19 protein-coding genes, 2 tRNA genes and 1 pseudogene are annotated in these 18,638 nt (G+C 51.5%); 13 read left to right on the top strand and 9 right to left on the bottom strand.

From position 1 onward, the window contains the following. Positions 1-91 precede the first annotated feature (91 nt). From ACTBZS_RS02225 to ACTBZS_RS02195, 7 genes and pseudogenes are all read left to right on the top strand, one after another. A complete protein-coding gene (locus tag ACTBZS_RS02225; protein ID WP_460429242.1) occupies positions 92-1,228 on the top strand; it encodes an imelysin family protein in 1,137 nt (378 codons plus the stop codon). A gap of 74 nt (positions 1,229-1,302) precedes the next feature. Beyond that, the gene (locus tag ACTBZS_RS02220; protein WP_463043146.1) at positions 1,303-2,697 is read left to right on the top strand and encodes a di-heme oxidoreductase family protein; all 1,395 of its coding nucleotides are present in this window, start codon (positions 1,303-1,305) and stop codon (positions 2,695-2,697) included. Positions 2,698-2,729: 32 nt separating this feature from the next. Then, complete coding sequence (locus ACTBZS_RS02215; protein ID WP_463043145.1) at positions 2,730-3,710, top strand: imelysin family protein; 981 nt, start codon at positions 2,730-2,732, stop codon at positions 3,708-3,710. Further along, positions 3,691-4,821, top strand: a complete 1,131-nt coding sequence (locus ACTBZS_RS02210) for a DUF1513 domain-containing protein (RefSeq protein ID WP_463043144.1) — start codon at positions 3,691-3,693, stop codon at positions 4,819-4,821. The genes ACTBZS_RS02215 and ACTBZS_RS02210 overlap by 20 nt, the downstream gene beginning before the upstream one ends. Positions 4,822-5,136: 315 nt before the next feature. Then, a pseudogene (locus tag ACTBZS_RS02205) lies at positions 5,137-5,625 on the top strand (MBL fold metallo-hydrolase); the annotation flags it as partial. A 293-nt stretch (positions 5,626-5,918) separates the two neighbouring features. Beyond that, on the top strand, positions 5,919-6,365 hold the full coding sequence (locus ACTBZS_RS02200; protein WP_463043143.1) for an MBL fold metallo-hydrolase RNA specificity domain-containing protein: 447 nt from the start codon (positions 5,919-5,921) through the stop codon (positions 6,363-6,365). A 36-nt stretch (positions 6,366-6,401) separates the two neighbouring features. Then, positions 6,402-7,643: a hypothetical protein gene (locus ACTBZS_RS02195; RefSeq protein ID WP_463043142.1), complete on the top strand. Its 1,242-nt coding sequence runs from the start codon at positions 6,402-6,404 to the stop codon at positions 7,641-7,643. 228 nt (positions 7,644-7,871) lie between these two features. On the opposite strand, the gene ACTBZS_RS02190 is transcribed toward ACTBZS_RS02195, so the two are convergent. The 4 genes from ACTBZS_RS02190 to cutA all read right to left on the bottom strand — a co-directional run bounded on the left by ACTBZS_RS02190 (position 7,872) and on the right by cutA (position 10,228). Then, positions 7,872-7,947: transfer RNA gene (locus ACTBZS_RS02190), tRNA-Lys, on the bottom strand. Positions 7,948-7,992: 45 nt separating this feature from the next. Next, positions 7,993-8,068 (bottom strand) — tRNA-Lys (locus ACTBZS_RS02185). Positions 8,069-8,129: 61 nt separating this feature from the next. Beyond that, positions 8,130-9,875, bottom strand: coding sequence for a protein-disulfide reductase DsbD (gene dsbD, locus ACTBZS_RS02180; RefSeq protein WP_463043141.1), 1,746 nt, complete (start codon positions 9,873-9,875; stop codon positions 8,130-8,132). Continuing rightward, positions 9,869-10,228 carry a divalent-cation tolerance protein CutA gene (gene cutA, locus ACTBZS_RS02175; RefSeq protein WP_463043140.1) on the bottom strand — a complete coding sequence of 120 codons (360 nt, stop codon included), beginning with the start codon at positions 10,226-10,228 and terminating at the stop codon, positions 9,869-9,871. The genes dsbD and cutA overlap by 7 nt, the downstream gene beginning before the upstream one ends. On the opposite strand from cutA, the gene ACTBZS_RS02170 reads away from it, so the two are divergent. Next, positions 10,227-10,685, top strand: coding sequence for an FxsA family protein (locus tag ACTBZS_RS02170; protein ID WP_460429249.1), 459 nt, complete (start codon positions 10,227-10,229; stop codon positions 10,683-10,685). The genes cutA and ACTBZS_RS02170 overlap by 2 nt on opposite strands. Here ACTBZS_RS02170 and ACTBZS_RS02165 read toward each other — a convergent pair. Further along, entirely contained in the window at positions 10,682-10,981 is a 300-nt protein-coding gene (locus ACTBZS_RS02165) for a DUF167 domain-containing protein (protein ID WP_463043139.1), read from the bottom strand. The genes ACTBZS_RS02170 and ACTBZS_RS02165 overlap by 4 nt on opposite strands. Before the next feature lie 70 nt (positions 10,982-11,051). On the opposite strand from ACTBZS_RS02165, the gene ACTBZS_RS02160 reads away from it, so the two are divergent. From ACTBZS_RS02160 to ACTBZS_RS02140, 5 genes are all read left to right on the top strand, one after another. Beyond that, the gene (locus ACTBZS_RS02160) at positions 11,052-11,516 is read left to right on the top strand and encodes a Dps family protein (RefSeq protein WP_022653855.1); all 465 of its coding nucleotides are present in this window, start codon (positions 11,052-11,054) and stop codon (positions 11,514-11,516) included. Between the two features lie 111 nt (positions 11,517-11,627). Beyond that, positions 11,628-12,512 carry an energy transducer TonB gene (locus tag ACTBZS_RS02155; RefSeq protein ID WP_022653854.1) on the top strand — a complete coding sequence of 295 codons (885 nt, stop codon included), beginning with the start codon at positions 11,628-11,630 and terminating at the stop codon, positions 12,510-12,512. Positions 12,513-12,529: 17 nt separating this feature from the next. Next, a complete protein-coding gene (locus ACTBZS_RS02150; RefSeq protein WP_460429251.1) occupies positions 12,530-12,919 on the top strand; it encodes a VacJ in 390 nt (129 codons plus the stop codon). A 34-nt stretch (positions 12,920-12,953) separates the two neighbouring features. Then, entirely contained in the window at positions 12,954-13,388 is a 435-nt protein-coding gene (locus tag ACTBZS_RS02145; protein WP_463043138.1) for an acyl-CoA thioesterase, read from the top strand. Next, positions 13,385-13,873: a TlpA disulfide reductase family protein gene (locus ACTBZS_RS02140; RefSeq protein WP_460429253.1), complete on the top strand. Its 489-nt coding sequence runs from the start codon at positions 13,385-13,387 to the stop codon at positions 13,871-13,873. The genes ACTBZS_RS02145 and ACTBZS_RS02140 overlap by 4 nt, the downstream gene beginning before the upstream one ends. On the opposite strand, the gene ACTBZS_RS02135 is transcribed toward ACTBZS_RS02140, so the two are convergent. From ACTBZS_RS02135 to ACTBZS_RS02120, 4 genes are read right to left on the bottom strand one after another with little or no spacing between them, the layout of a single operon-like run. Continuing rightward, positions 13,863-14,627, bottom strand: a complete 765-nt coding sequence (locus tag ACTBZS_RS02135) for a HesA/MoeB/ThiF family protein (RefSeq protein ID WP_463043137.1) — start codon at positions 14,625-14,627, stop codon at positions 13,863-13,865. The two genes, ACTBZS_RS02140 and ACTBZS_RS02135, sit on opposite strands and share 11 nt — an antisense overlap. 3 nt (positions 14,628-14,630) lie before the next feature. After that, complete coding sequence (locus ACTBZS_RS02130; RefSeq protein WP_460429255.1) at positions 14,631-15,902, bottom strand: sigma-54-dependent transcriptional regulator; 1,272 nt, start codon at positions 15,900-15,902, stop codon at positions 14,631-14,633. Beyond that, positions 15,881-18,031 (bottom strand): sensor histidine kinase, encoded by a 2,151-nt coding sequence (locus ACTBZS_RS02125; RefSeq protein ID WP_463043136.1) that lies wholly within the window; start codon positions 18,029-18,031, stop codon positions 15,881-15,883. Before ACTBZS_RS02125 ends, ACTBZS_RS02130 begins: the two co-directional genes overlap by 22 nt. Then, the gene (locus tag ACTBZS_RS02120) at positions 18,031-18,636 is read right to left on the bottom strand and encodes a DUF4390 domain-containing protein (RefSeq protein ID WP_460429257.1); all 606 of its coding nucleotides are present in this window, start codon (positions 18,634-18,636) and stop codon (positions 18,031-18,033) included. Before ACTBZS_RS02120 ends, ACTBZS_RS02125 begins: the two co-directional genes overlap by 1 nt. Between the last annotated feature and the right edge of the window lie 2 nt (positions 18,637-18,638).

Raw genomic sequence — 18,638 nt, 5'->3', positions numbered from 1 at the left:
TTGTATTAGCGATCGCCAAAAAGACACTTGCCTATTGCAAATGACAAGGAATATCATTTGCAAAAACTAAGACTACTTTAAGGAAGTGTCTATGCTGCTCAAAAAACTGTCGTTGGCTGTTGCAACTGCGCTTGTGTTTGCTTCTCCCGTGTTTGCTGCGCCCTCTGCGGCTCAAGTCAGTCAACACTATGCAAACTTGGTTGAAGCGAACTACCAAGATGTATTAACCCGAGTCAAAGCACTACAAACTGCTGTGGATACGTTTGTTGCCGCACCTTCTGCCGAAGGATTAGAACAAGCGAAGCAAGCTTGGTTAGCGGCGCGTGAACCGTATGGACAAACCGAGGCATTCCGCTTTTACGCAGGCCCGATTGATGATGCCAAAGGCCCTGAAGGACAAATCAATGCTTGGCCATTGGATGAATCGTATATCGATTATGTAAAAGGCAATTCCAAAGCGGGGATTATCAACAAACCCAATGTGGCGATCACCAAACAAAAACTGGCTAGCCTGAATGAAAAAGGCGGTGAAGAGAATGTTTCAACCGGTTTCCACGCCATTGAATTTTTGCTGTGGGGTCAGGACTTCAACAAAGAAGGCCCCGGTAATCGCAGCTACACCGACTTTGTTGATGGCCAAGCCCCGAATGCTGATCGTCGCCGCACCTATTTAAAAACCGTGACGGAGTTGTTGGTGGATGATGTGCAATATTTGGTTGAAGCATGGCAGCCAAATGCAAAAAACTACCGCGCCCGTTTTGAAAAAGACCCTCAAGCTGTCCGCAAAATGTTGGTTGGTATGGGCGTGTTATCACGCGCTGAACTGGCTGGTGAACGGATGGAAGTGGCATTGGCTAGCCGCGATCAAGAAGACGAGCATTCTTGCTTTTCTGACAATACCCACCGCGACATTGTGACCAATGCCGAAGGAATCCGTAATGTTTGGTTAGGTCAATATAAACGGATTGATGGCACCGACATCAAAGGGCCTTCACTGCAAGAGTTGGTTCAGGCCAGCAATCCGCAAGCGGCTGAAAAATTGTCCCGCGATTTAGAAGCCACACTCGCCGCAGTGAATGCTATCCAAGCACCGTTTGACCGTGAAATTGCGGAAACCGAGGGCCGTCGTCGTGTACAAAAAGCGGTACAGCTCTTGCGTAAACAATCAGATAGCATGGTTGAGGCCGCAAAAGCCATCGGGATTCAACGATTGAATGTCAAAGGCTAAGTTGGCCTAACCCCACTCACCACACGCCCCGCTTGTCAGTGGGGCGTGCTGCTTTAGAAGATGGAAAACGGATAATGAAGATGCGTCGATTAGGATGGTTATTGGCTGGGTTGAGTCTATCTGGCATTGGGGTTGCAGCAGGGCAATGGTTGGCGACCCCCGGAGAAGAATTGTCTGGTGGTGAAACGACGGTTCACGAGGTGGGACAAAATGCATTTTCTTTGCCTTTTGCCAATCTACGTGGTGAACGCCGTACTGATTTTGCCGTCGGTAACTCGTTCTTTAAGAAAAATTGGGTTCAAGCACCGGCCTCAACCACTGCGCGTGATGGTCTCGGGCCACATTTTATTGCGCGTTCATGTTCGGCTTGTCACGCTTTGGATGGGCGTGGCGCACCGCCGGTCGATTTAGGTGAACAGCCGATGGCCTTGTTAATTCGTCTCTCCATTCCCGGTACACCATCAAAACAGGCTGGGGTTGTGCCGGAACCAACGTATGGAGATCAGTTTAATAATGATGCCGTCGATGGTGTGAAACCTGAAGGCAAAGTTGCCATCCATTATCAGGAAATCAGCGGACAGTTTGCCGATGGTGAGCGCTACGCCTTGCGTAAGCCGACCTATCAGCTGACCGAGCTAGGGTACGGCTCATTACACCCCGATACCATGCTCTCACCTCGGATTGCGCCACAGGTGATTGGATTAGGATTGTTAGAAGCCATTGTAGAAAAAGATATTTTGAAAAAAGCCGATCCAGATGATCGCGACAGTGATGGTATTTCTGGTCGTCCTAACTGGGTATGGGATGCGCCTAGTCAAAAGACGGTGTTGGGCCGTTTTGGGTGGAAGGCAAACACCGGCAGCGTTGCTCATCAAACCGCAGGGGCGTTTTTAGGTGACATTGGCATCACCAACAAATGGAACCCACAAGAAGCCTGTACGGCCAAACAAGACGATTGTGTTGCGGCTCCTTCTGGTGGCAAACCTGAAATCAGCGATGACTTATTGCGTAAAGTGGTGTTTTATAGCCAAACCCTTGCGCCACCGGCTCGGCGTGATGTGACAAGCCCACAGGTGTTGCGTGGTAAACAATTATTTAACGAAATGAAATGTGCTACTTGCCACACCCCCAGTTATCGCACTGGTGCCTTAAAAGGATTACCTGAAGCCGCGTTCCAAACCATTCATCCTTATACCGACTTGTTATTGCATGATATGGGTGAAGGATTGGCCGATGGTCGTCCTGATTTTCAGGCATCGGGTCGTGAGTGGAAAACCCCACCGTTATGGGGGATTGGTTTGTTCTCGGATGTGAATGGGCATACCTTCTATCTCCATGATGGCCGTGCGCGTAATTTAAGTGAGGCGATTCTGTGGCATGGTGGCGAGGCGGAGGCAGCAAAACAGCGTTTTGTCCAAGCGAAAAAAGCAGAACGTGATGCTTTGCTGGCATTTTTAAATTCGCTCTAAACATGGGCTGTGGAAAAGGCAGTGTGAACAGCATGGTAAACATAAAACAATGGCTAGGGGTAGTGGTCTCGCTGTCTTTTGCGGGATATGTGCAAGCTGAGGCGATTACGGCGGTGGATTTGGTGCAGGCGCAAGCAAAGACGGTGTTTATGCCTGCAGCGGAACGCTTTGTGAATCAAAGCACGGCATTACAAACTGCAAGTGAGGCTTTATGTCAGCAGCCGTCTGCTACCCAGTTGCAACAAACGCGTTTACGGTGGCAAGACGCGGCCACGGCATGGTTCCGCCTCGGTGGGGTGCAGGCTGGGCCAGTGCTACAACGTAAAAGTGCGCGACAAGTCTTTTTCCATCCCACGCGCCCAGCGCGGATAGAAGCAGCGATTGTGGGTGAAGAAGATGGCGAAAGTGTGGCAGCGCGCGGGTTGCCGGCGGTTGAATATCTGTTGTGGCAAGACGGCGATACGTTGGCGACTCTGAAACAATCAGCGCGCTGTGCTTATCTGGTGCGAATCACACAAGATGTGGTCACCGAGGCGAAAGCCATTCAACAAGAATGGCAACAAGAAGCTTCTCGCTCATACAGCGAATCGGATGCCCTCGCCCGCTTAAATGAAACCTTTAATGTCACTTTAGCGGCAGTGGATGGCCTCGATAAAAAGCTGGATAAAGCGTTACACAGTGGGCAAAAAAGTGCCGAAGGTGTGCGTAGCGGAAGCAGCCGTATATTGTGGGAAGCGCAAGCCGAAGCAATCAACGCATTGGTGGGGGTACCGCTGGGTAAAGGCTTGGCGGGTTGGGTGACGTGGCAAGATCAATTCACTGTGGCGCGTGAGTTGGTTAGCCGCAGCCAAGATGTCTGTCATGTGCTACATACCCTAAATCGACAATGTACGCCAAAAGAAGGTTTGCAAGCCGCGAAAGACAAGTTGGCTGCTTTACGCAGTTATTTAGATGATCAAGTGGCACGGGCAGTGAATGCGTCGGTGAGTTTTAATGATGCCGACGGAGATTAAACCCATGTGGCAGCGGCGGCAGGTGTTGCAGTTAGGGGTTGCGGGGTGGCTTGCATGGTGGGCTGCCCCTGTTGCGTTTGCACAGACACAAAACACCACTTTACTCGTGTCTGCTCAAGCACAGGGCCGCGATTTTGCTGTCAGTGTGGTGGATCTACGTGCAGGGTCTGTACTTGCCACAGCTACGCTACCTTTTCGAGGGCATCAAGTGTTGTTTTCGCCCGCACAAGAGATGGTGTGGGTCATAGAACGCCGGCCTGGTACTCGGGTGGCTCGTTGGCGGTGGCGTGAGGCCAAATCTGCGGACATTCTCCCGATTGAAGAAGGCTATAGTCTCAGTGGTCATGCCGTCCTCCATCCCGAAGGGGGGCTGTTAACGTGTGAGCAAGATGAGGAAACTGAACGCGGTTTGGTGGTATGGCGCGATAGTCAAACATGGCACACCTTAGCGAAATGGCCAAGCGGTGGTGTGGGGCCACATGCGCTGTTGCCATTGGCAGCCGGTCAGATTGCGGTAGCCAATGGCGGTATTCTCACCCATGCTGAGACGGGTCGGATGCGGCGCAATCAGGGTGCCATTGATTCGAACGTGGTACGACTTGATAGCCGAACGGGTCAGTTAACTGGCCCTGTGTGGCGCTTACCTGCGAACACCGTTGGTCGGGAGGCCTTGAGTTTGCGTCATTTGGCGGCGTTGCCGGATGGTGGTCTGGTGGTGGCAATGCAGTTTGATGAAGGAAAAGAGGGCGGTGACATTCCTTTATTGGCCTACCTTGCACCCGACGGCCATACCGAGATACTGCCAGCGCCAGCAGGGGTCTGGGCGAAGATGAAAGGCTATGCTTTGAGTGTGGCAACCACAGCACAAGGTGCGATAGCCGCAACCGCGCCGCGTGGAGATTGTGTGGTGTTTTGGGATGCCAACCGCCGCTTTGCTGGTGTGCAGACACTCCCTAAACCAGCGGGAGTCGCCACCGTTGGTGAGGGATTTTGGTGTAGCAATGAACAAGGCCACTTACTTCACTTCGCCCACATCAACACCCCACCAACGCAGAACCTGAGCTTTGATGGGGTGAAATGGGATAACCACCATATGTTGGCCTCTGCTTAGAGCCTACGATAATGCATTCTATTCGGAGGCAGAAAAAGATATCACCGAAGACATCGTAGGCTTCTACAACTGCGTGTGACTGCACTCTGCTCGAGGCAAGCTATCGCTAACAGTTTATGAGCGGAACAGAGCAGCAAAACAGCAAAAAAACCGATCTTGGTATCTCAAAAAATTTGACCATTACACTTTAAACGATGATTTCCCTGTCTCACTATCTTCTCTGCTGGTGGGGTCAGGGAATTTTTTTGTTACCGAAGTAAATTTTTTCTGCGCTGATTTGAATACTACATATTACGAAGAAGTCAGGGAGAGAGAATGAGGGTCTGTATTCACCGAGGTACCAAGCAAATTGGTGGTAGCTGCATCGAGCTTGCGCACGAGGGCGTGCGTATTCTTCTGGATGTTGGCCTGCCCCTGGATAGCGAGTTTGGTGACACTGCTTTGCTTCCCCATGCCACGCAAGGGATTGCTGCTGTCATCGTTTCACACCCGCACGTTGACCATTACGGGCTGCTGCATCACTTGCCAGCGGGCACACCGGTTGGTATCGGCGCAGCCGCGCGGCGTATTATTCAGGCGGCGGCCCCTTTCACCGGTCAGCCTTTGCCGCCCTTGGACGGTTTTGATCTCCAGCACGGCACGCCGCTCCAGATCGGACCATTTCGAATTACACCATATTTGGTTGATCATTCCGCCTACGATGCCTACGGCCTGTTGGTAGAGGCGAGTGGTAAGCGATTGTTCTACAGCGGGGATTTTCGTGGGCACGGACGCAAGGGGCGACTGTTCGATGCCTTCTTGCAGCACCCGCCATCGAATATCGATGTGTTGCTGATGGAAGGCACGACCCTGTCGCGGCTTGAAGAAGACGATGCGTTCCCTTCGGAAGCAGCGCTGGAGAAGCAAGTTCTGGAGCAAATCCGGGCAACATCTGGGCTGGTCATGGTCTATGCCTCTGCACAGAATATTGACCGGGTTGTCACGCTGTACCGCGCCTGCAAGCAGGCAGGTCGCACCCTGGTCATTGATATCTCTATACGGCGGCCATCCTCGAAGCAACGGGCAATGACAGTATTCCCCAGTCTTTCTGGCCGGGCGTGGCACTCTATACCCCGGAGCGGCAGCGCCGGCAAATCGTCAGGCTGCAAGCCTTTGATCTGCTCAAACGCCATGCGAGACAGCGGGTGTATCGGGAAGGCCTGCAGCAGTTGGCTGCGAATGCGGTCCTGCTGTTTCGCTCATTACACATGGAGGATCTGGTGGCCGCAGACGTGCTGGACGGCGCGCGTTTCATCTACTCTCAGTGGTCGGGTTACCTGGCCGACGAGACCAGCCAAAAATGGCTGCATTGGCTGCAAGAGGCTGGCATTGAAATGCACCAGATCCATACGTCCGGACACGCCAGCCCCAGCGACCTGCAACGGTTTGCGCGCGCCTTGAACCCGGCGCGCCTCGTTCCGATTCACAGCTTCTCACCGGAAAAATATCCGCAGCAATTTGACAACGTCCAGTTTCGCGATGATGGCGAATGGTGGGATGTATGAACACAGGTTTTATCACTGACAGCGAGGTAGAAAAGCATGAGTAATTCGCAAAACAGCCAGATGAACAAGGGATTTCTGAGCCACTTGATGGCCCATTTGCTCGAAGGCAGCCAGATTCCGAAGGTGCAGGTCGAGCGTTCGGTCGGGCCGGTACTGGGGTTCTTCCTGGCGGAGGTACTGACGGCCACCCTGAAAGACGGTGAGGCGTTGAGTGGGCGTTACCGAATGCTCTGCCCCGAGTTTCCACTCGCCAAAGGAAACAGCCTGCAGTCGACCAATATCGACTTCCTGCTCTACAACGAAGATCGGCAGGCCCTGGTTTTTCTGGAGCTCAAGACCGCAGGCAGCAGTTTTTCAACTCAGCAAGTCGACACTTATCTTGAAAATAAATCCAAGATCAGGGTGGACAGTGCTGCCTATCTGGTAAGCGACCTGGAACGCATCAAGGCATCCTCGACTGAGCCGCAGAAATACGCCACAGTTCAGCAATTTCTGGAGACACGTTTCCCCGGTGGCAGGGGCGCCATGGAGCAGTGTCGCCAACTGCATGTGATTTATCTGGTGCCGGCACAGTTGAAAGAGCGTGATCCGCACTTGAAGCGCATGGATAAGGCGTTGTCGTTTGGAGAGCTTGCGATGGATATTGACGGCCCGTTCGCTGAGGAGTGGGCGACGATTGGCAAGGCCCTGCAGCAACTCGACGGCAATGTCACACCGTACCTGTCCTCAGCCGTTCCGGACGGTGGCCATCTCAACTACCAAGACCGTGTGGACTTTGAGGCGATCAAGGCGCTGTGCAGCGAGCGCGGTGCGCAGATCGTGGTGGGTTTCGCGGGCGGAGAAGCGACGCTGCGGCAAAGCGATCTGAAGCAACTACGGCAGCGCGTCTTCAAGTGGGATGTCGCTGAGGGTGGTCAGGGCAATAAACAGGGGGTCAACTGGGTTGCTGGCAACCGGTTCATCGATATTGTGCTCAGTCTTGAAGCCGCCTGCACAGGCTCAAATGGGTTTTCTTCTGCACCAGCTAGGATTGCTGCTCAGATCTCAAAGGAAGATCTTGAGGTTGGTGCGTGGTACAGCGGAAAAGGGCGCAATGGCGACGTAGGACTTTGGGATGGCGAGGACTTCCTGGTGCTTGGCTTGGAAGGCAAGAAAGTCGGTCCTGATCGCTCTGACTGGGAAAACGAGTATCGCATCAAGCGCGAACCCTACTGGACAGTGGATGAGGGCTGTTTCCAACCATTTACCAAGCTTGCTCCTGCTCATCACATGGCATAGAAAGCCTCGATGCTCCCCGATTTCGCTGCTTTTTCTGGTGTTAGGATGGCGGAATGGCTGTTTAGTAGCGGATCACCATCCGAAAAATTTTAAGAGGCTAACGGTAGCACTGGCTGATGAAGAGACCGTGGTGATGCCGAGGTTTCGAGTTAGAAATAGAACAGACGTAACCCAAAAAACAAAAAAGCCAACCGAGTGGTTGGCTTAAGCGATTCTGTTTGACTGACTTGGTGGGTCGGGCGAGATTCGAACTCGCGACCAACGGATTAAAAGTCCGCTGCTCTACCGACTGAGCTACCGACCCCTTGTCACATACAATCGTGTGCTAAAGTGCAGTCTTACTTCTCGATGGTGGGTCGGGCGAGATTCGAACTCGCGACCAACGGATTAAAAGTCCGCTGCTCTACCGACTGAGCTACCGACCCCTCGAAAAGAGAACGAAACTATACCGAAGCTTAAAAAATACGTCAACAAAAAATCATCGAATTAACGAATTTTTTCTAACTGAGCGACAAATTCCTGCGCGGAAACAAAGCCGATAATCCGTCCGCGTTCAGTGCCATTCAAAAAAAGCATGATACCGGGCGGGCCATACAGGCCGAATTGCTTTAATAACGCTTGGTGTTCGCTGTTGTTGGCCGTGACATCGGCCTTGAGGCGAACAAATCGTTGTAACGCCTGTTGCACCTGTGGATCAGGTAAGGTGTTGGCTTCCATCTCTTTACAGGCTACACACCAATCTGCATAAAAATCCAACAAAACAGGCTGTCCGTTGGCGTTGCGTAAGGCTTGTTGCCATTCGGCTACGTTGTTAATTTTTTGAAAAGGCAGTAACTGCGTAGCCGCGTTGGCAGTTTTACCCTGTAAAAAGGCTAACGGTTGCCAAGGATGATGGCTGCCACCGAGTGCACCAATCCATTGCGCGCTACCCACAAGCAATAAAATCAGTGCCAATAAACGAACAAACAGATCACTATGGCTGATACGGCGCGGTAAGCGTTGAAATAACCCCAAAAAAACTGCACACCCAAGAGCCAAACTTCCCCACAGGGCCAAGGGCAAAGCAGACGGTAGGAATGGGCTGGCAAGGTAGATGGCCAGTCCTAACATCACCACCCCAAACACCGCTTTTACTCGGTTCATCCAATGTCCGGCGCGTGGTAAAAAATGGCCGCCTAGCGTACCCACTAGCAACAGCGGTAACCCCAATCCCAAGGCCATCAGATACAGTGCTGCACCACCAAACCACGCATCACCTGTGCTGCCAATATAACCTAACGCGATGGCCAACGGTGGCGCGACACAAGGCCCCACAATCAGCGCAGACAGTGCTCCCATCACAAACACCGACAATAAACGGCCACCGGATAATTGATGTCCGCTATGGTGTAAACGACTTTGCCAAGCGGCAGGCAGTTGAATATGGATCACATCAAACATTGCCAGTGCAAACAACACAATCAGCGCGCTGGCAGTCAGCATCACCGCCGGTTGTTGTAACCACACGCTTAATAAGCTCCCCGTCAGACCAGCGGCAATACCGATCAGGGTGTAACTGAGTGCCATCCCCTGCACATAACTCATTGACAACCAAAAGCCGCGCCAGCGGGTTAAATGGCTGCCCTGACCGGCGACAATAGCCGAGATAATTGGAATCATCGGGTACATACAAGCGGTGAGAGCAAGGCCAAGTCCTGAAATAAAAAACAGGGCCAAACTGCCCCAACGTGACGAGCTGGCAAACTCGCCTAGCCCACCGTTATTGACTGGTGGGGCAGAGGACGAAAACCATTCTTGCCAAGCACTGGGCTTGCCTTGTGGTGTCAGTTTGATGGTTTGGGGTGGATAACACACACCAACATCGGCACAGCCTTGCAATGACACAAACAAAGCCCACTGTCCTGTTGGTAGGGTGCTGAGTTGGTGTTCAGTGGTCAGACGATGGCGATAGATACCGGTTTGACCAAAGAATGGATCTTTTTTCTCTTCAGCGGTGGGAAGGGGTAAATGTTGTAAAGCTTGTTCGGGTTCGACTCGCCACGCCAATTTATCGCGATAGAGATAATAACCGTCAGCAATTTGATAATGCACACGTAGCAGCGTGCCTTGTTGTTCTAATCTGACTTGGAATGCTTGTTCTGGTGGCAATAGGTCATCTTGTTGCAATGCCCAGCCTAAACCACTCCATAAAATGGCACAAATCAGCAGAAGATGCCGCCACCACGTTAACATTGTGTGTTTCCTTGGCTTGAAATGGTCTCGGTGTTCACCCATGTCAGATAGGCAGGTAAGCCTGCTGCCACTGGCCACGCAATGATTTCTGGTGTTTCATACGGGTGATGTTGCTGCAGATAACGTTCAACGGCGGGATAGGTGGTGGCTGTGGTTTTACACAATAAGGGAATTTCTGTGGCTTGTTCAATCTGACCTTGCCAGCGGTAAATCGACTGCACTGGCGATAACAGATTGACACAAGCGGCAAGCTGCTCACTGATTAAGCCCTGTGCCAAGCGTTCGGCACAGGCCAGATTGGGGGCATTACATAACACGAGCCAAACTGGCTGAGATTTTTGGATAGCGTTCATGCGTATCTTTCTTTTATTACTGTTGGGGTTTCCCCTGCTCGAGATGGGCTTGTTGGTGTGGCTCGGCAGCAAATTTGGATTGTGGGTGTTGCTGTGGTTGATTGCTACCACCGTACTGGGTGTGATGATGCTGCGTCATTATGGTGTCAGTGCTTTGTTGCCGGTGTGGGGCATGATGCGGCAGGGGCAAATTTCGTTATATCAATTGTTATGGCCGATTCGTTTTGTTATCGCTGGCGTGTTATTCCTGATTCCTGGGGTTTTAACTGATATTGCCGCCATTTTATTACTGTTACCTTTCGGGGGGCCGGCGTTGCAAACACCATCACAACCGTCTTACGGTGAATCGCCTTTTACGCCGCCGCCTCGCAGCGGGTCAACTGCCGGCGAACATACGACCATCGATGGCGAATATCAACGTGTGGATGATGTTCCTCCGCCACGTCTGCGTGACTAACTGTCTTGATTCCAACGCGAGATTGTCGCTAAGACGGCGGCAGTGGGTTGTTGAACAATGACCACTTTGCGGCGGCTGGTTTCGCCACTGCTTAAACACAGACTGCGTATAGGGATGGCAAGTTCCTCTGCTAAAAAGCGCAACAGGGCTTGATTGGCTTTGCCGTCAACCGGCGGTGCCGCCAAACTGATTTTTAATGCTTCGCCATACAAACCCACGATGCGGGTGTGTTTTGCCCCGGGTTGGATGTGCAAGGTTAAGCGTATGCCTTGTTCTGTTTGGGTGAAAAATGTCATTTGTTTTGCCAAAGCATCAAAAGCTGCCTATTTTAACGTGTGCTACTCACTGAACTAAGGGGATTGAACGATGGATATTGGAATTTCTGACCAGAATCGGGCCGAGATTGCTGAAGGCTTATCGCGCTTATTGGCCGATACCTACACCTTGTATTTGAAAACCCACTACTTCCACTGGAATGTCACGGGGCCAATGTTTCAAACGCTGCATTTGATGTTTGAGACCCACTACAATGAATTGGCGTTGGCGGTGGATTTGGTGGCAGAGCGTATTCGCTCATTGGGCCATATCGCCCCCGGTACTTATGCTGCTTATGCTCGTTTGTCGTCGATTCAAGAAACCGAAGGCGTACCCAAGGCACAGGACATGATTCGCGAACTGGTGGCGGGACATGAAGCTGTCTGTCGCACCGCACGCAGTGTGTTTCCTTTGGCAGAAAAAGCCTCGGATGAATCGACTGCCGATCTGTTAACCCAGCGTCTGCAAGTGCATGAAAAAACGGCGTGGATGTTGCGCAGTTTGTTAGAGAACTGATCGATTGCTGTTATCCAACGTCTGAGGCAGGCCATTCTGATGCAGGATGGCCTGCAGTTGTTTTAGCAATCCGTTACACTTGCCGCTTTCATGCTTTGTGGTTGCCCTTGCATGTCTGCTTTTACTCTCTCTTCTTCGTATGATGCTCGCCCCTTTTGGGTGGCGGTGGCCATTTCTTTGGTGTTGCATATTGCCGTATTAGCCGGTGTGCGCTTTGTGGTGCCAAATCCCGAGAAATTCGTGAATACCGTCGCGCTGGATGTGGTGCTGGTCAATAGTAAATCGGCGCAAGCACCGGAAAAACCGGATGTGTTGGCACAAACCAATTTAGACGGTGGTGGCAATACCGATGAGCCAAAACAACGTGCCGCTACGCCACTGCCGCCACAGGCCAACGACACCCCTAATAATGCCTTGACCATTAAACAAGCACGGCAAAAGTCGCTGGAAACGGAGTCTGACCGTCTAGCACGGCAATTACGGTTGCCCGGTGAAGGGCCAACGGAGCAAGTCGAACGGAAACCCGCGCCGGTGCAAAACTTTGACCGCAGTGCTTTGCTAGAACAAGCAAAAGACATTGCGCGTTTAGAAGGGGAAATTGCCGAGCGTCATCACGCTTACCAAACCCGCCCGCGCCGAGCCTTTTTTGGGGGGCGGGCGCGTGAAGCACGTTTTGCCCGTTATGTTGAAGATTGGCGTTTGAAAATTGAACGGGTAGGAAATTTGAACTATCCACAGGCAGCCCGCGATCAAGCGATTTACGGCAGTTTGATTTTGAGTGTAGAGATTCGCGCCGATGGCAGTCTTGCCCGTGTCAAAATCGACCGCAGTTCGGGTGAAGATGTGCTAGACGAAGCTGCGAAAAACATTGTTAAACTGGCTGCTCCCTATTCTCGTTTCCCCGAAGAATTGGCCCGCGACTACGATACTTTAACCATTGTCCGGACGTGGTCGTTTACCCGAGAAAACCAGCTCGCGACCAGTGGCCGTGATTAACCAAGTGAGAATCTCTGATGTATGAAGTCAACCGCAGTGTGGTGATTGTAAAACCGAAACAGCCGTTTGCCGATTGGTTGGCCACGTTAGATGTGGAATGGCCACAAGATGCGCCGCCGTCGCTGATGCAGTTGCGAGAAGATTGTAATGCCTTCTTAATTCCGCCGGCGGAAGATGTCATGGATGCCAAAGACTATATTCGACAACATTGGCAAGATATTTTTGAAGGTGAATTGGCCGATTGGACTGAAGATGAAAGCGAATGGCCAGCCAAACGCACCCCCAATATTTTTCAACAGTGGTTTGAAGTGGAACTGCACTCGGTGTTGACCGATCTATGTGAAGACAGTCTCGACCGTGAAAGTTTTGTCCCCATTGCCCTCAATGCGTTAGGCAGTAAAGACTAAGCAAATCTCCTGCTATTGAAAGAAAGTACACCCGATGAGTGAGACAAAAAAACATCAAATTGACATCAAAGTGCGTGGCTATCACCTAGATGTCTATGGCCATGTCAACAACGCCCGCTATCTGGAATTTTTAGAAGAAGGCCGCTGGGCTTTTTTTGAATGCAACCACAGCTTAGAGCCGTTTTTGCAATCGGATATCGCCTTTGTGGTGGTTAATATCAATATCAACTACCGCCGTCCTGCCTATATGAATGAGGTGTTGACGGTCGAAACCTTTATTAGCAAGGTGGGTAGCCGCAGCGGTACGATTAAACAAGTGGTGTCTCTCAGTCAAACCGGCGCTGTGGTGGCCGATGCTGAGGTTACGTTTGTCTTATACGATGCGAAACAAGACCGAGCGATTGCGATTGAAGGCGATATGCGGCAGTTGTTGGAACAATTATTGGTGACAACTGAGGTTGCACAATGAAAAAAGCCCTGCTTGCTCTGGCACTGCTGGTGGTGGCGGCGGTGGTAGGCTTGGCCCTGACCGATAAAGAAATGGCACCGCAAGCCAGCTTTACCACCTTAGAAGGGGAGAACCATCAATTTGCTGCGTTACGTGGCAAAGTGGTGCTGGTGAACTTTTGGGCAACCAGCTGTCCCGGTTGTATCCAAGAAATGCCCGACTTGGTGAAAACACATCAGGCTTATGAGGCGAAAGGGTACACCACGGTTGCGGTTGCCATGAGTTATGACCCACCGAATTTTGTGCGCGAATACGTCAAAACCAACCGCTTGCCGTTTATGGTGGCATTAGACAGTGATGGTGGGTTGGCGCGCGCGTTTGGTGAGATTCAGCTGACCCCAACCAGCATTCTGATTGATAAAGAAGGCCGGATTGTGAAACGCTATTTGGGCGTGCCCAATTTCACCGAGCTCAACCAACTGATCGAAGAAAAACTTAAGGCATAGTGCCGCAAATTGGGCAGGTGGGATCGGCGTGTAAGTTCACATAACGCCACTCACCTGCTATCCCATCATAACGCCCCAAACGCCCGCGTTGTTTGCTGGGCAGACCTAACAACAGCTTCAATGCCTCGGCTGCTTGACTACAACCAATAATGCCTACCAGTGGTGAAAACACGCCAAACAAAGCACATGGCCCATCTTGGTTGTCTCCTTCCGCAGGAAATAGACAATGATAACAGCCTGTTGTGGCTTGGCTGGCGGGGTCGAACACCGCTAATTGCCCTTGAAAACGAACGGCTGCGCCAGACACCAAGGGCGTTTTGGCGGCAACACAGGCGGCGTTAATCTGATGACGAGTCGGAAAATTATCGCTGCAATCAAGCACCACATCAGCCAACTGAATCTGTTCGAGTAAGGCCGCTCCTTCTAAGCGATGCGGCAGGGCCAGCAGTGCAATATCGGGGTTGATATCACGCAACTGAGCAACAGCAGATTCCGCTTTATTCCAACCAAGGCGAGATTGTTGGTGAATGATTTGTCGCTGTAGATTGGTGAGGTCAACACTGTCATCATCACTGATGACTAAGGTGCCCACACCTGCGGCAGCGAGGTAGAGCGCAGCGGCAGCGCCCAAGCCACCGGCACCAATCACCAACACCCGTGAGGTAAGCAGCGCCTGTTGACCCACAATATCAATTTCATCCAACAAAATATGCCGACTATAACGGCTTAGATCACGGTCACTCAATTCCACCACGAGTTAGGTCTCTTCGGCATTTTTACGCATAAAACGGATATCGAGCTGTTTCAGCTTGCGGTAGAGATGGGTACGCTCCAGCCCAACTTTATTGGCAACACGGCTCATATTGCCTTTTTCAATGGCAATGTGATACTCGAAATAACGCCGTTCAATTTGCTCACGCAACTCGCGCAGTGGCAAATTAAAGTCGAATAGGCTGTCTTCCAAGGGCCGTTCTTGGCGAAATTGCGACAACACCTTATTGACCGATTCAACGGTGATTTCGTCTTGATCTGCCGTGAGGGCAAGGCTCTTGGTGATGCTTTTGAGCTGTTCTAAATTACCGGGCCAATCGTACTGCCGCAGGGCGTTCAAGGCCGCCGTGCTAAACCGGCGTGAGGGCACCTGCTTGGTCTCGATCATTTCATTTAAGATTTGTTCGGCCAGCTCAACAATATCCTCGGCTTGTTCGCGCAAACTGGGCACAGGAATGATGATGCTCGATAACGAAGTTAATAAACGGTTGTCGCACTCGTTATCAATCAACAGCTCTTGCAGTGGCCGGCTACACGAACACACTAAACGCACGTTATAACGGTCGAGTTTGCCAAGCAGAAATAACAACCCTTGTTGAATCCGGCGCGGGTAGTTGCCAATTTCCGCCAGATACAACACGCCGCCATTGGCTTTTTGTAACAACTCCAGTGGCGTATCTGCTAACTGTTCTAACTTATTCGGGACGATCCACGGCGTATTGGCTTGATGGAAAAAACGCGCAACCAGTTCAAACCCGACACCACGTTCACCAGTCAGCAAGACAGGCGACTTAACATTGACCACCCGTTCTAATTGACGCTTGAGTTCTAAAATGGCGGGTGATTTGCCGAGCCGGTCGAGGTTAAGGCTCTTTTTTCCTTGCATATCGCCATATTTCAGTGCCCGTTGGATGGTGCTCAACAGTTTTTGTAGGGCAATCGGTTTTTCTAAAAAATCGAAGGCGCCGATACGGGTGGCCTCAACCGCCGTATCAATACTGGCGTGGCCACTCATCATAATGACCGGCATATTGAGTTGGCCTAATTTTGCCCATTCTTTTAATAAAGTGACACCGTCACAATCGGGCATCCAAATATCGAGCAAAACTAAAGCAGGGCGTGTTTGATCCCGTAGTTGGCGGGCAAGTTCGGCATTTTCCGCCAAGGCGACGGTGTAGCCCTCATCTTGTAAAATTTCTGACAAGAGTTCTCGAATACCGATCTCGTCATCGACGATCAAGATGTCGCTACTTCGCATGGTGTCTCCAATAAGGGCAACGTGAGCACCACCTGTGCCCCTCCTTCGGAGCGATTCCCGACGGAGATATTGCCCTGATGTTCTTCAAGAATTTTTTTGACGACTGCCAAGCCTAGCCCTGTCCCTTTGGTTTTATTGGTGACATAAGGCTCGAAAGCACGAGGCAAAATGTCGGGATTAAAGCCGGGCCCGTTATCATTAAAAATAATGATGCAAGCATTTTGTGATTCGTTGGTGCTAATGTGAAGCATTGGCTGGGGAACGTCAAGCATTGCGTCTTGCGCGTTGCTGAGTAAATTATGCAACACTTGCCGTAATAAAGTCGCATCACCCAAGATAAATAGCGGTTGTGGGTGCAGCGCCAGTTGGACATCGATATACCCTTCATACAGCGCTAATACGTCACGCAGCAGGTCATTGACATCCAGTTGAATCAATTTAGCACTGGGGGCGCGGGCATAATCGCGGAAGGCATCGACCATCCGCTTTAATGCTGCTACTTGTTTGACAATGGTATCGGTACTGCGTTGGAGCATATCGGCATCACTGGCTTGTAACTTATCTGCCAGTTTCATCTGCAAGCGTTCTGCCGAGAGTTGAATGGGGGTAAGTGGGTTACGGATTTCATGCGCCAAGCGTTTAGCAACTTCACCCCATGCTGCATCGCGTTGTGCACGCACCAATTCGGTAATGTCATCAAATACCAATACCACACCATGACCACGACTATCGGGTAGGCGGGTGCCGCGTGCTAATAACAGGCGTTCGCCTTGATTGGCACTGTAATGTAACTCACATTGCCAATCATGGTTGCTGTGCAGGGCATCGGCTTGTTGCAGCAGCATTTCCACCACGGGGGCAAGATGCGGTTGATAGGCCGGCCAATCGGCCAGTGGGTAGTCTGCCAAGGGCGTGAAATCGACATCTAAAATGCGCTCGGCACTGACATTGTGTGCGCGCAATAGGCTTTCTCCATCGAACGCCAACACCCCCGCCGACAGATTACCCAAGATACTTTCTAAGTATGCTTTATTTGCTTCAATTTCCGCCCGTGACGCATCGGTATCTGCCCGCGCTTCGGCCAACTGTCTGGTCATCCGATTAAACATGGCAGTCAACACCCCAAGTTCATCGCGTCGATGTACGCGGTGCTTACGGCTGAAATCGCCTTTTGCCACGGCGCGGGTACCGGCGGCAAGGTCTGACAATGGAGCAGAAATACGCCGTGACAGCAACATGCCCAGCGCAATTGCTGCGAACAAAGCCAACAACAAGGTGACAGTGAGGGTTTGTCGATATAGTTGTTTTAAACCTTCACGAGATAACGCGAGCTGGCGATATTCGGCACGCGTGTTTTCAACCAGTTGGGCGTCTTCGGCAATTTGTGGTGGGGCAGGGTGTAGCAGTTGTAACAATTTACGGTCGCCACCATTCCAACCTAAAGGCTGAATTGGCAACACCACACGCAGGGCCAAAGCATGGCCGCCGACAGATTCAATCGCGCGGTAGCCACCGCCGTGTTGGACGCTAATTAACATCTCGGGCGTTGGCCGCATGGGGCTGAGGCTAGCGGCTTCATTACCAGCAAAGGCCAATAAACGGCCTTTGGCATCAAAGACTGCAATTTCTTGCACCCCAAGTTGTTCACGCAAACGCGATAACAACAATACCGAGTTGGTGCCGCTGCTTGGCTGTTCTGCCAAGGTGCGGGCGGTGTATTCGCCTTTATTGGCTAAATCGGCCAGCAGATAATCGAGGGCATTGCGGCCAAGATTTAAGCCACGGTCTAACGCGGCTTCAACGCGAACATTGAACCAACTTTCAATACTGCGGTTAAGAAATAACACCGATACCGTAAACAATAAAATACCGGGTAAGACACTGACCAAGGCAAACATGGTGACCATCCGCCGTGTCAGTTTGGCACCAAAGACCCGTTCTTTAATTTCAAGTCGCAGTTGCCAAAGTTGCCGGCCAATAATCGTGCCTAGCCCAACCAGTAATAAACCATTGAGCGCAAACAGCTCCCAATACCAATCGGCAAAACGCGACGTGCTACCACTGGCCATTGCCAATAGATACAACAGCAACGTGCCAAGCGAGGCGAGTGCTAATAGCCAATAACGCATTATTTCTCGCTCCCACGTTCAGCATTATCGAGCAAGGCGAGATTCACCCACTCTGAATCCAATACCCATTCTTGCGAGTTCATAATATTGAGTTGGAACGGGCGTGGCAGTTGCGACCGATCTAATACCAAGCGAACACGGCCACTGAAATCTTGGATTTTCGCCTTGCCTACTGCCTCGCGTGGTAAAACACGCCAACCCCGAATCCCCCCGATACTGGCTAGCGCATCGTTGAGCGTGAGGTGATTTTGATATAACCCGCCACTGCTGATGCGATATTGTTGTGTCAAAGAGAGATAACTCAGCTTGTAATAAATTTGCGCGGTCGGTTCGAACCAATCGGCAAGACGCCGCCACAGTGCATAGCTGCGTGGACGAGTTAATTCAAAATCTAAGCGAAAAGTCAGGGGCACGCCTTGTTCTAACGCATCTAACAAGGTTGGATTAAGATGCACCGTAAAGCGGGTGTTGACCGCTAATGCTCCTTCGACCAACTCGGCAGAGGCCACGCGTGCTTGTGCACCACGAGGCTCGGCTTGTGCCCATGGACTGATCAAACAAGCGCACAATAAACCGAGGCGCATCAAGGAGAACACGGCTTGCATGG

The sequence above is a fragment of the Aquaspirillum sp. genome, assembly GCF_055136605.1.
The sequence above is the reverse complement of the archived record's forward strand: the minus strand, read 5'-3'. Positions and strand labels throughout refer to the sequence as shown.